Consider the following 12,958-nt stretch of genomic DNA (forward strand, 5'->3'; position numbering starts at 1 on the left):
GGATGTTTTTATTGAAATTAAAATCCCTACGCCAGCATTACCCGGATCAGGTATATAAAAGCGATTGTACAAGGCCGTACAATCGCCTTTATTGGGTATAATCTCAGCCCGGATGACATAGTCATTTCCGAGCACCCCATAAGTATATTGTTTATTGAAATTAATCTATATCAATTAATTTCAATGTTTTATGCGTACGGATACGAGTTTCACGGCAAAGCTCAGCATCATCATTTAATGACTTACCATGTGAAGGAATCATCTCGCGCAGTTTTTTGCGGTATTCATCTGATTTAGCACGCTCAGGGAAACATTTCTTTAAGAGACTGATCATGATCGCCACCGAAGTAGATGCACCTGGCGACGCGCCCAATAAGGCTGCGATAGAACCATCTGCACTCGATACCACTTCGGTACCAAACTCTAAAATCCCCCCTTTTTTCTCATCTTTTTTAATCACCTGTACACGTTGGCCAGCTTTTTCAATAACCCAATCTTCTAATTTAGCGGTTGGCATAAATTGTTTCAGCGATTCCAATTTATCTTTAGGAGATTTCATAACCTCTGTAATGAGATATTTGGTCAATGGCAAATTATCAAGTCCCGCGGATAACATCGGACGGATATTGGATAATTTGATTGAAGCCGGCAAATCAAAATAAGAACCCTGTTTCAAAAATTTGGTCGAGAAACCAGCATATGGACCGAAAAGTAAAGCTTGCTTACCATCGATGTAACGTGTATCCAAATGTGGTACAGACATCGGTGGAGCACCAACAGATGCTTTACCATAGACTTTAGCATGATGCGTATTGATAATATCTTCGTTTACGCATCTCAACCATTGTCCCCCCACAGGAAATCCACCATAACCTTTCGCTTCTGGGATACCCGATTTCTCCAACAACAACAAGGAGTGCCCGCCAGCGCCTATAAAAACAAACTTCGCTTTTAGCTCTCTCTTTTTCCCTGTTTTCAGATCCTTCACTTCGATTTCCCAACGGCCATCATCCTCACGGTCGATATCAACAACTTCATGGTTTAAGGAAATTGAAATATTTTCTTTGTTTGCCAGATTGTTAATCAAATCACGTGTCAATGAACCGAAATTCACGTCAGTACCTAAATCCATCTTGGTCGCAGCAATTTTCTCACTTGCATCCCGCCCTTCCATCATCAAAGGAATCCATGATTTCAAGAGTTCTGCATCTTCGGTATATTCCATGCCCTTAAACAAAGTCTGGGTATTCATCGTCTCCCATCTTGTCTTCAGGAATTTCACATCTTTTTCACCAAAAACCGCACTCATGTGTGGAATGCTGCGGATAAAATTCTCCGGTTGGGCAATAATTCCTTTATCAACCAAGTACGACCAAAACTGCTTCGATACTTCGAATTGCTCTGCAATTTTAACAGCTTTATCAACTTTTACCGAACCATCTTTTTGTTCCGGTGTATAATTCAATTCGCACAAGGCCGAGTGGCCTGTGCCAGCATTATTCCAAGCGTCAGAGCTCTCAGCCGCCACAACATCCAAACGCTCAAGAATTTCAATATTAACGTCTGGGCTTAATTCATTGATTAGTGTACCCAAAGTAGCACTCATAATACCGGCGCCGATTAGAACAACGTCAACTTCTTTATTTGATTTTTTGCTCATGTTTTTGTGATTGATGCAAATTTAATATAGTTTTTGGTAAACGCCCAAGTCTTTTGTCAAAAAACTGTACTTTTTAGGAACACTTATTCAAAAATACCATTGATTTATTAAAATAATCCTAAGTGTTGGCAAAATTTCACTTTTCTCATCTCCAAACACCATACACATGATATCGCCTATTCTGCCGGCCATGAATAGCCGCAAATCACACCACCACTTGGCGCGTTTTGAATCCTTATTTATCGAAAGATTTTGTGTTATAATATAGTTTTAACATTTTTGCAAAAACATCAACGAATAACATTACACTCTTATATGAAACTACTTGAAGGAAAAATTGCTTTGGTAACTGGAGCATCAAAAGGAATTGGAAGAAAAATTGCCGAAGTGTTTGCACAACACGGTGCCAATGTCGCTTTCACTTACCTTTCGTCTGTAGAAAAGGGACAAGCGCTGGAAAAAGAGCTTCAAGCCTACGGAACAAAAGTAATCGGCTATCGTTCTGATGCTTCAAAATTTGAAGAAGCAGAACAACTGGTCAACGCAATCGTTGCAGATTTCGGAAGCCTGGATATTGTAGTCAATAATGCCGGCATCACAAAGGATGGTCTGCTTATGCGTATGACAGAAGAAAACTGGGATGATGTATTGAACGTTAACTTGAAATCCGTATTTAATGTAACAAAAGCGGCCTCAAAAATAATGATGAAAAACCGTAAAGGCTCTTTCATCAACATGTCTTCCGTTGTTGGCGTTCAGGGAAATGCTGGTCAATCAAATTATGCTGCTTCCAAAGCAGGTATTATAGGATTCACCAAATCCATTGCGAAAGAATTAGGTTCTCGCAATATTCGCGCGAACGTGGTTGCTCCAGGATTTATCCGTACGGAAATGACAGATATATTAGACCCTAAAGTGATAGCAACATGGGAAGCAGGAATTCCATTGAAACGCGCCGGATCTCCAGAAGATGTTGCCAATGCATGCCTATACCTTGCATCTGATTTATCCGCATACGTAACTGGACAGGTTCTTCCTGTTGACGGTGGTATGCTGTAGCATACAGCTTTCAACATAAATGCGCCTGCTGCTGGAATTCAGCAGCAGGCGCATTTATATTATTACGACTGCCGGCTCCGGCTTTTCTACTCAATATTTCTAAATTTTAGCTAATTTTGTCCAACAAATTTAAATGCTATGACGAATTGGACGGATTTTCTTGAAATTCAAACGGAAGACGATTTTAATCAACGTTGTTTGGATACTTATCACTTCCAGCTGCAGCATTGTCAGGTCTACCGCGACTATGTTTCGCTAATAGGCAAAGAAAAAAATCAAGTCCAGCATTATACGGACATCCCCTTCCTCCCAATCGAATTTTTTAAAACACAAAAAGTACTGGCTACCGGAATGACCCCTCAAATTGTATTTTCAAGTTCAGGAACAACGGGCATGGTCACTTCTAAGCACCTTATTGCTGATGTATCCATCTACGAGCGTACTTTTCGCCGTATATTTGAAGATTTTTACGGACCAATTACAGATATCGCTATTTTAGCCCTACTGCCGTCCTATCTGGAAAGAAGTGGTTCCTCCTTGATCTATATGATCGATGACTTGATGAGACAAAGTAAGCAAGTGGAGACCAATTATTTCCTCTACAATCATCAGGAATTATATAATACACTTGTCCAATTAAAAAATAACGGAACCAAAACCATCCTTTTCGGCGTCACCTATGCCTTGCTTGATTTTATTGAGCAATATGCTTTTGACTTTCCGGAACTCATTATTATGGAAACGGGCGGAATGAAAGGTAAACGTAAAGAAATGGTCAAACAGGAGATCCACCGGCTGCTTGAAGATGCCTTCAAGATCAGTGGGATCCACTCAGAATATGGCATGACCGAATTGCTGTCACAGGGCTACTCTTCGGGGCAGGGAATTTTCCATTTACCAAAATGGATGAAAGTGCTAATACGTGATACAAATGATCCGCTGAGTTTAATCTCCTTCGACAGCACAGGCGGCATTAATGTCATCGACCTGGCCAATCGGTATTCCTGCTCATTTATTGCAACACAGGATTTAGGAAAGGTATATCAAGATGGCTCATTTGAGATATTGGGGCGCTTTGACCAAAGCGATATTCGGGGCTGCAATTTATTAGTTCAATAAAAACACCCTAAAAGTTTTGTCCGACTTGTAGGGTGCAGTTCAATATAATGCTTCTCTTATTTATAGATAAAATTATCCAGCAACCCGTTCTTTATTATCTCAGACTTGGATCTTCAAATGTATTTCCTGCACGCATATCGCCAGAGTCATATCCTTTCTTAAACCAGGCCATACGTTGTGCTGAGGTTCCATGAGTAAAAGACTCTGGGACGGCATACCCCTGTGCGGCGGTCTGTAACTTATCGTCACCTACTGCTTCTGCTGCTTTCATTCCATCCATAATATCGTTATAATCTATTTTTATATCCGTATATTCATTGAGATAATGTGCCCACACTCCAGCATAGAAATCGGCCTGAAGTTCTGTCATAACCGATATCTTGTTATTTTCGCTCTCACTTAGTTTACTCCGGGCTTGATTCGTTTTAGGTAACAATCCCACCAGTTGCTGAATATGGTGTCCTACCTCATGCGCAATCACATAGGCCATGGCAAATTCGCCCTTCGCTCCGAACTTATCTGAAAGTTCACGGTTAAAAGTCAGGTCCAGATAGATTTTCTGATCTCCGGGGCAATAAAACGGGCCATATGAAGCCTGTCCCATTCCACAACCATCTGTTTGTGTACCACCATCGTAAAAAACCAAGGTAGCGGGCGTATAATTTTGCTGCATTTGTTCCTTAAATAATTTGGCCCAGACATCTTCTGTACTCTGAAGTACGGTCAGGGAAAACTCTGTCAGCCTCTTTTCTTCAGGATTTAGGTCGCGCGGCTGTCCGGACTGCTCCGTCTGTGTACCCATATTTTGCGCCTGCTGCAACAACTGCATGGGATCTCCCCCCATCAGAAAACCAATGACCAATACGATGATCCCACCAATACCGCCCAATGCAATCTTTCCACCACCAGACATCCCCCTACGATCCTCAAAATTGCCACTTTGTTTACCTCCTTGCCATTTCATATGCTATATTCTTATTTCAGTTAATAATCTTTTCCAATCTCGTTAGTGTACAAATTCAATACCAATATGGCGGTAAGTCCCATTTTTTTCCAAAAAACAAGCTTTATTTCAAGTGTTAAGACTTACTACAATTTATATTCTTATTTTTGGGCTTTTATAGAAACAGATATGAAATTAGAAGAACAATTACTCGCGCGGGCTGGAGGAAAATGTGAGCTGACAGGCGCTGAAACGGATGTAGTAACCTATATTTTACCACCAGAAACCAGTTCTACTTTGGATAACACCCTACTGATTTCAGCAACCTTGGCCAACCAGCTCAACAAAACGGAGCAATTAAATCCGGAAGATTGGAAATTCTTGCCTAACGCCATGTGGTCAGAAATACCTGCCATACAAATTGTCTGCTGGCGTATGTTAAGTCGTCTGAAAAATGAAGGCTGGGCTTCCGAAGCACTCGATATCCTCTATCTTGATGATAAAACGTTAGCGGAGGCAAAGAAAACCGGTGATCATGAAAATGATGGCTATGTTTCCTTTCATGAAGATAGCATTGGTCAAAGACTATTGGAGGGTGATACCGTTGTATTGACAAAAACACTGGATGTAAAAGGTTCTTCACTGAAAGCGACCTTAGGTACCGTGGTCAAAAATATCCGTTTAGTAGCTGATAATATTGAGCAGATTGAAGGAAAAATAGAAGGCCAGACCATCGTCATATTGACAAAATACCTACGCAAACAAAATTAAGAAAAAATAGCCTTCCACTTATAAATTTAGCCCCAAACTAGTTTCGAAAGACGATTAGTTTGGGGCTAAATAATAATAAATAGCACAAATGCTCTACTTTGGATAATTACGCATAAACTCAAAACGATAGTTTGGATGCTGTTTTAAGCTGTCAATCAAATCTGACAATAATTTTTGCCCCTTTTTTGTTTGGTACATATTATCGTGTGTCAAAAGTACCACATTATTTTTTGTATAAGACGTACCTTTCCGAAGTAAGTTTTTCATCTGCGTATACAGCTGATTGACCGTTAAATCTGGTTTACCGGTCACCCCATTAATTTTCCATTCACAGTCCCAGCCCATAACTTTATAACCATTTTGATGTAAAAGCTCGGCCGTAGAAGCACCGCTTTTCAGGTCAACCTTTTTACGGTCACCTACATACCAGATATTTCGCCCCGGAAGTCTAACAATTTTATGCTGCAAGCCCAGAGACTGTTCTGCCAATTCGAAATCTTCAAATGCCGTCTGTGGATTTGAGTAAAATGTAGTATACTTATCATGTGCATGCCAGTAACTATGATTATAGCAATCAACCAACGGATTATTTTTATAACGCTCCGTAAAACCATGCAGTTTTTTACTCATCTTGTCATGAGCGCCAATCAAAAACGCATTGATTTTAATGCCTTTGGCCGTAGCGATAGAATCTAAATATTGGCTACCATTAAGCGGGCCATCATCAAAAGTAAGGTAAATATATCGCGGTGAAACAGAATCTGTCAATAAAACTGTGGTATCTTTAGCACCAGTATAAGAAACATCCGCCTCTATTTTGGTAATGGAATCCTTACGTAGCGAATCCACTTTTGTAATAGAATCCTGCACAACAATTAGACTATCTTTCCTGTGCTGTACAGAATCGACAGTAACATTTTTCTCTTCTTTTTTGCCGCTATTTTGATTACAAGACCCTAGTCCCAACGCGGTCATTCCCAAACTCATCCATATCAGGCTTGATTTAATTACTTTTCCCATTACAAAAATTAACTTACAGGTCACATTCTATCTCAAACATGCAAAATCCGCCCTTTTAAGTTGTTTAGCATGTTCATGTCGCAAAATTAAGATTATTTTCACGAATCAGCGTGTTATATCTTTCGATTTATTCGTCCCACTATATTTTATTGAACATCATGTTATAAAATTATAGCATAGGCAAAGGCACACGGAGCGGAGCGAATACTATGTTTTATCAAAATAATAACATAAAAAAAGAACCTACCACAAGGTAGGCCCTTTCTTATTAAACGATTAAGATACTCAAAATGGACACTTCTTCATCCAACTAATCTCTGTGCCTTCCTCCATGCCCATGATCGTGTCCACGTCCATGCCCTCTACCTCTATCATAATCTCTTCTACTTTCTTTCCAGGAGTGACTCCGCCTTACACTACGCTCACTTGCGAAAGAGTAACCGCTGCGCCGGTGATGACTATCACGGATAGACACCTGTCTACCACGTGAGTGACCGTATCTACTTCTATAACGGTCATGATGATGCCAAGGATTACGATCATTGATCACAACTTTATGTGCTCGATAAAAATCATAATGTCGATATCTTCTCGGCAAGCTTGCTCTTCGTATCCAGCCACCATTATCGTAATAAACATAACATCTTGCAGGCACATCATAATACATATTATATTCAGGAATATAATAATAACGAGCATAATCATAACCTACTGGTCCCCAGCTTGGCTGACTTCCGATATTTACGCTAATGCTTACCTGTGCATCTGCCTTCCCTGTCACGAAAAGTCCTGCAACAATAGCAGCGGTGTACAACAATTTTTTCATAAGTAGCTCCTCCCTTAGTTTTGTAATTTCTTCTTTACATTACGACACAAACTGTATGCAAAAGATTAAAAGATAAATGTTAATTTTTGTTAACAAAAACTTAACTTATTCAGCATAAACAGCTTAGTTTTAACTTCATCTTATTTTACAGGGAAACTTTTTGGGATACAAATTGTTCAACCAATAGTACTTTTCATACATTAACTGGAATTTGGAATGAATACTTACAACATTGGAATCATCGTCGGCAGCTTAAGGAAACAATCCTATAATAAAAAAATAGCGGCGTTTATCTGCGAACAACCGGCTAACAAGTTTAACTATCGGGTGATCGAAATTGGTGATCTTCCCTTATATAATCAAGATTTTGATGATGAAGGCAACCCACCTGAAAGTTATGTCCGCTTTCGAAAAGAAATCGCTGCACTTGATGCAGTTCTTTTTATAACACCTGAATATAATCGCTCCGTCCCCGCCGTCTTAAAAAACGCTATAGATGTGGGATCCCGACCTTATGGTAAAAATAAATGGGATGGCAAACCCGGCGCTATTATCTCCTCTTCAACGGGAGCTTACGGGGCGTTCGGAGCAAATCATCACATACGGCAGTCACTGGTATTTGTTAATATTTATCCTATGCAGCAGCCGGAAGCATATCTCGGAAATATAAAAGACTGTATCGGTGAAAATGGAAAAATCGAACTCCAGAAAACAAAAGATTTTTTACTCAGCTTCAAAAGAGCTTTTGAACATTGGATCATCCGAATCGTACACACAAAAGGCCAAGATTAATCGCTTGGCCTTTTGTCTTTGTTATTTATTTGTGCAAGCTTAATTTTGCTCCTCGTTTGAATCGTAATTCCAACTTAACAGTTTGTCCTGCAATATACGTGATATCTTATTGAAATAGCGTTTTTGTTTATAGCCCATGACCCATTGGACCCCTTGTACCGCATTTGTACAGAAAATTTCATCTGCCCTTTTCATGATCTCGGGGCTAATCTGCGCCTCCACTACTTCAATCCCTTCCGCCCTGGCCATATCCATCACAACTCGACGCATGACTCCTTCAATACAACCTTCAGAAAGCGCAGGCGTATAAAGTATTTTCTCATAATACACAAAGATATTGGAAGTCAGAGACTCACAAAGGTAGCCCTCCTGATTTAAAATCAACACATCATCAAAGGCCATTTTTTTCTTGTATATACCCGCCAGCACATAAATTTGTGAATTGAGTGATTTTAATCTTGACAAGTCACTATAAGGTTTTTTAAACTCACTATATAAGCCCACAATCAGACCGACTTTCTTATCCCTCAGATTGGGTTCTATACGCTGTACCTGCAAGACAAATCCCGGTTTGTTTGTCGTTGGGCTGTATAGCCCCCCACCCATTCGGAATATAATCAGTCGAATGCGAACCTGCTGTCCCAACATATTATTCTTACGAATCAGTTCCTCTGATCTTGAACGAATAAAAAATTCATCGAAAAGATTTGCATCATCAAGATGTATCAATTCCATTCCCTGCTGTAAGCGCACTACGTGAAAATTCAGAAAACGGATATCACCATCCTTATACAACATGGTTTCAAACAAACCATCACCATAGCGAAAGCCTCTATTTTCTATGCTAAATATTTCCTGTTCTTCCGGCACTACATTGCCATTAAAATTGATATAGTTTGTCGGCATCTTTGTTTATTTTCTAAATTTTAATCATTTTCTACAGCCATGGAATTTGCGGCGTAACCGCGCCACTTTTCTAAAGCTAAACGAAAATCTTCGGGATATGGTACCTCAAAATACATATTTTCTTTTGTAGTTGGATGAATAAATCCCAATACCTGTGCATGGAGCGCCTGACGTGGAAGCAGGGCGAAGCAATTGTCCACAAATTGCTTATACTTTGAAAATACAGTCCCTTTTAATATCTTATCGCCACCATACATTGCGTCATTAAACAATGGATGGCCAATAGACTGCATGTGGGTCCGGATTTGATGCGTACGGCCCGTCTCCAGCTGACATTCGATCATGGTCACGTAGCCTAATCGTTCCAGCACTTTGTAGTGCGTCACAGACCACCTCCCTTTATCTTCGCTATCGTACATGGCCATGATACGCCTATCTTTCAAATGACGACCAATATATCCCGTAATCGTTCCGTCTTCCTTCAGATCTCCCCATACCAGCGCAATGTATTTGCGGGTGATACTATGGTCAAAAAACTGTTTAGCCAAAAATGCCATCGATTTTTCATTCTTGGCAATCACCAATAATCCTGAAGTATCTTTGTCTATCCGGTGTACTAGCCCTGGACGGTCTGAATTTCCAGGCAACTGCGGCAGCTGCTGTATATGGTAAGTCAATGCATTGACCAAAGTACCCGTATAATTATTATAGCCCGGATGCACCACCATCCCCGCTTCTTTATTGACAATTAATACATCATCGTCTTCATATTTTATATCCAGGGGAATATCTTCTGGATAAACTTCATTGTCACGTGGTGGATCGGGCAATACCAAAGTAATGACATCATCCGGTCTGACTTTATAACTCGCCTTGATCTCTTTTCCATTGACCATGACAGAACCTGCTTCAATGGCATGCTGAATTTTACTTCTTGTCGCATTTTCCACCCTATTCATCAGATATTTATCAATACGGAGTAAAGCTTGCCCCTTATCCACTTCAATTCGTAGATGTTCAAATAACTCTTGTTCTTCTTGATCTTGCGATCCCATTTGTTCGGTCATGCTACAAAAATAAACCAAATGAAACAATTTTCGTTAACTTTGTTTTCATTTAATGTTATGTTGTCATTCAAAATCCATAGCCCCGAAACAGAAATCACGTTACCTCTATGGGAAAAAAAGCATATCAAGGTGACGCTGAAGCGGGATGACCTGATCCACCCCTTCATTTCAGGTAATAAATGGAGAAAATTGAAATACAATCTTCAGGAGGCTTTACAGCTTCAGAAAAATCATATCGTTACTTTTGGAGGTGCATGGAGCAACCATCTATTGGCGACTGCTTGCGCAGGAGCTACTTTCCGGTTCAAAACAACAGCTTTTGTCAGAGGTGATGAACAGGCTAACAACCCTGTTCTGACCATGTGTCAATTATTTGGCATGCAACTTATTTATGTGGACCGCGATTCCTATCGGGACAAGGAGCAGCTCTATCGTATGTATTTCGATCAGGACCCAACAACTTTCTATATCCACGAAGGCGGTTACGGCCTCCTAGGCGCCAAAGGATGTGCCGAACTTGTCGATGAACTCCAACAGGATTACCAACATATCTTTACGGCCTGTGGTACCGGAACCACCCTTGCCGGAATTGCTAACGCAATTGATAAAAAAGATCTTTTCACACAGGTACATGGCGTACCTGTACTAAAGAATGGCGGTTTTATCAATGACGAGGTCGCCCAGCTTTACCCCCACCTTCCGCCCCCTATTTTGCATCTGGATTATCATTTTGGCGGCTATGCCAAAACAACACCGGATCTCCTCGCATTCACCCAGCATTTTATTGCCAGCACAGGCATCATGATCGAACCCACCTATACCGGAAAATTGCTCTATGCCGTGGATGATCTGATCAGAAAGGATTATTTCACACCCGCTGATCAACTGCTGGTAGTGCACACAGGCGGACTCACGGGGCTGCTGGGGATGTACCAACGGTTTGTTTTTAATTGACCTAGATCAATAAATGTGATATTATGCCCTCAGCAGACATTCGACTGACATTTTTTTTATGATTATGTTGTAAGTTTGACCAGTTTAAAAATTAAAAACTTATACACAGATGAAAATACTAGCATTTGCAGGAACAAGTAATAAAAACTCTATCAACAAAATCTTTGTAACGAGTACCTCGAAATATTATAAAGAAGCGGATGACAGCATAGAGCTCCTTGATCTCAATCATTTCGAAATGCCTATTTATTCTTATGATAAGGAAGTAGAATTGGGTATTCCACAGTTGGCCCATGATTTTGCCGCGAAGATGGATGCGGCAGATTTCCTGCTCATTTCATTGGCAGAACACAACGGATCCTACACTTCAGCCTACAAAAATATTGTAGACTGGGTTTCGCGCATCCCAAATCGCAAAACGTTCAATGGCAAACCAGTTTTCTTACTGGCAACTGCTCCCGGACCGATGGGTGGATCCACTGTATTAAATGCAGCAGTCAATAGAATCACGTGGGACGGTGCTGAAATCCTGGATTCATTCTCCCTTCCTGAATTCCATAAAAACTTTGAAGAAGGAAAAGGTATTATCAATCCAACTTTAAGAAGCCAGCTCGAAGCGAAAGTACGTAAGACTAAACGTCTCCTTGCAGAGAAATTGGCTGTCCAAGGTTAACAAAAGATTAACAAATAATCATTGTGAAAACCTCTTTTAATACGTAAATTCAAAACCTATTAAAAGAGGTTTTTGATATGGCAAAAAAAATATTATTACTGGTTGGAGATTTTGTAGAAGACTACGAAGCAATGGTTCCATTTCAAGCAATGGGATCAATAGGAATAACAGTTGATGCCATCGCCCCCGATCGAAAAAAGGGTGATGTCGTACCTACTGCTGTACATGATTTTACTGGCGACCAAACGTATAAGGAACTACGGGGACATAATTTTGCGATCAATAAGGATTTTGATCAGGTTAATCCCGAAGAATACGATGGACTCTATATCGCGGGTGGTCGTTCGGCGGAATATATCCGCCTTAATCAACGCGTATTGGAGATTACAAAACATTTCTTTGAAAAGAATAAACCTGTCGCAGCAATCTGTCATGGAATTCAGGTATTGACAGCGGCAAAAGTTTTGACAGGACGTACATTGACTGCCTATGTAGCAGTGGGACCAGATATTGAACTGGCAGGCGGAACTTGGAAAAATATTCCAGCTGACCAAGCTATTGTGGATGGAAATCTGGTGACCTCTCCTGCTTGGCCGGGACATCAGGCTATCCTCAAAGAATTTTATAAATTATTGGAGATAAACATTACTATTTAAGCGTATTTTAATGAAGAAGAATAAAAAGGTGTGGCTTTTGGTCATCCCGATTTTAGTGCTGTTGGGTTTTATTTTAAAAGATACTTTCAATCAGAAAAGTATAGAAGATCTTCCCGGCGGGTTTAAAGAAGTTGCTTTTGTCAGGAATGAACAAAATAAAGGTGGAATTATCCGCATCTATGCCGTTACAGTAGGTGATGTGTTGAATGCAGATTACACGGGCTGTCTGGAGCTACTTCCGGTCAATGATTACGGTAGTACAACAACTGTATATTTTTTCGATCGTACGGCTCCTTATCCAACAAGCCTGACAATTGATGCCCCACATTTTGACAGTAGCAAATATAAAGCGATTCAGATCTCCAAAAAATACGGGAAAAAGAAATAGTCAGGTATAAGATTGCTATTTACCCCAAAAAGTTTCGCACTTTTTGGGGTATTTTTTTGGGCAAGATGAAGAAAAAATAAATTAATAATTCTTTAACACGAAAAAGTTCGTTTATCGCATCCAT

At 40.2% G+C, this 12,958-nt stretch carries 14 protein-coding genes; 8 read left to right on the plus strand and 6 right to left on the minus strand.

The features are described from left to right. Positions 1-160: 160 nt before the first annotated feature. A complete protein-coding gene (locus tag ABTV71_RS19085) occupies positions 161-1,660 on the minus strand; it encodes a malate:quinone oxidoreductase (protein WP_121123634.1) in 1,500 nt (499 codons plus the stop codon). A 315-nt stretch (positions 1,661-1,975) separates the two neighbouring features. On the opposite strand from ABTV71_RS19085, the gene fabG reads away from it, so the two are divergent. Continuing rightward, entirely contained in the window at positions 1,976-2,719 is a 744-nt protein-coding gene (fabG, locus tag ABTV71_RS19090) for a 3-oxoacyl-[acyl-carrier-protein] reductase (protein WP_121123636.1), read from the plus strand. A 138-nt stretch (positions 2,720-2,857) separates the two neighbouring features. Beyond that, entirely contained in the window at positions 2,858-3,838 is a 981-nt protein-coding gene (locus ABTV71_RS19095) for an acyl transferase (protein ID WP_433900708.1), read from the plus strand. A gap of 94 nt (positions 3,839-3,932) precedes the next feature. Here ABTV71_RS19095 and ypfJ read toward each other — a convergent pair whose 3' ends face one another. Then, positions 3,933-4,802, minus strand: coding sequence for a KPN_02809 family neutral zinc metallopeptidase (gene ypfJ, locus ABTV71_RS19100; RefSeq protein ID WP_433900709.1), 870 nt, complete (start codon positions 4,800-4,802; stop codon positions 3,933-3,935). A 168-nt stretch (positions 4,803-4,970) separates the two neighbouring features. Here ypfJ and ABTV71_RS19105 point away from each other — a divergent pair, with 168 nt between their 5' ends. After that, positions 4,971-5,552 carry a PhnA domain-containing protein gene (locus ABTV71_RS19105; RefSeq protein WP_433900710.1) on the plus strand — a complete coding sequence of 194 codons (582 nt, stop codon included), beginning with the start codon at positions 4,971-4,973 and terminating at the stop codon, positions 5,550-5,552. 93 nt (positions 5,553-5,645) lie between these two features. Here the strand turns inward: ABTV71_RS19105 and ABTV71_RS19110 are convergent, their stop codons facing one another. Next, on the minus strand, positions 5,646-6,572 hold the full coding sequence (locus tag ABTV71_RS19110; protein ID WP_121123644.1) for a polysaccharide deacetylase family protein: 927 nt from the start codon (positions 6,570-6,572) through the stop codon (positions 5,646-5,648). Positions 6,573-6,882: 310 nt separating this feature from the next. Then, on the minus strand, positions 6,883-7,398 hold the full coding sequence (locus ABTV71_RS19115; protein WP_121123646.1) for a hypothetical protein: 516 nt from the start codon (positions 7,396-7,398) through the stop codon (positions 6,883-6,885). Between the two features lie 216 nt (positions 7,399-7,614). On the opposite strand from ABTV71_RS19115, the gene ABTV71_RS19120 reads away from it, so the two are divergent. Beyond that, positions 7,615-8,190, plus strand: coding sequence for an NADPH-dependent FMN reductase (locus tag ABTV71_RS19120; RefSeq protein WP_121123649.1), 576 nt, complete (start codon positions 7,615-7,617; stop codon positions 8,188-8,190). 39 nt (positions 8,191-8,229) lie between these two features. Here the strand turns inward: ABTV71_RS19120 and ABTV71_RS19125 are convergent, their stop codons facing one another. Together ABTV71_RS19125 and ABTV71_RS19130 are read right to left on the minus strand one after the other, a co-directional pair. Then, a complete protein-coding gene (locus tag ABTV71_RS19125) occupies positions 8,230-9,096 on the minus strand; it encodes an aminotransferase class IV (RefSeq protein ID WP_121123651.1) in 867 nt (288 codons plus the stop codon). A gap of 20 nt (positions 9,097-9,116) precedes the next feature. After that, positions 9,117-10,163, minus strand: a complete 1,047-nt coding sequence (locus tag ABTV71_RS19130; protein ID WP_121123653.1) for an RluA family pseudouridine synthase — start codon at positions 10,161-10,163, stop codon at positions 9,117-9,119. An 18-nt stretch (positions 10,164-10,181) separates the two neighbouring features. On the opposite strand from ABTV71_RS19130, the gene ABTV71_RS19135 reads away from it, so the two are divergent. The 4 genes from ABTV71_RS19135 to ABTV71_RS19150 all read left to right on the plus strand — a co-directional run bounded on the left by ABTV71_RS19135 (position 10,182) and on the right by ABTV71_RS19150 (position 12,834). Further along, entirely contained in the window at positions 10,182-11,117 is a 936-nt protein-coding gene (locus ABTV71_RS19135) for a 1-aminocyclopropane-1-carboxylate deaminase/D-cysteine desulfhydrase (protein WP_433900711.1), read from the plus strand. A gap of 109 nt (positions 11,118-11,226) precedes the next feature. Further along, entirely contained in the window at positions 11,227-11,790 is a 564-nt protein-coding gene (locus tag ABTV71_RS19140) for an NADPH-dependent FMN reductase (RefSeq protein WP_121123655.1), read from the plus strand. A 77-nt stretch (positions 11,791-11,867) separates the two neighbouring features. Then, positions 11,868-12,446 (plus strand): DJ-1/PfpI family protein, encoded by a 579-nt coding sequence (locus tag ABTV71_RS19145; protein WP_121123657.1) that lies wholly within the window; start codon positions 11,868-11,870, stop codon positions 12,444-12,446. Positions 12,447-12,456: 10 nt separating this feature from the next. Next, positions 12,457-12,834 (plus strand): hypothetical protein, encoded by a 378-nt coding sequence (locus ABTV71_RS19150; RefSeq protein WP_121123659.1) that lies wholly within the window; start codon positions 12,457-12,459, stop codon positions 12,832-12,834. Positions 12,835-12,958: the final 124 nt, after the last annotated feature.

Source organism: Sphingobacterium puteale (genome assembly GCF_050986225.1).
Classification (GTDB): Bacteria; Bacteroidota; Bacteroidia; order Sphingobacteriales; family Sphingobacteriaceae; genus Sphingobacterium; species Sphingobacterium puteale.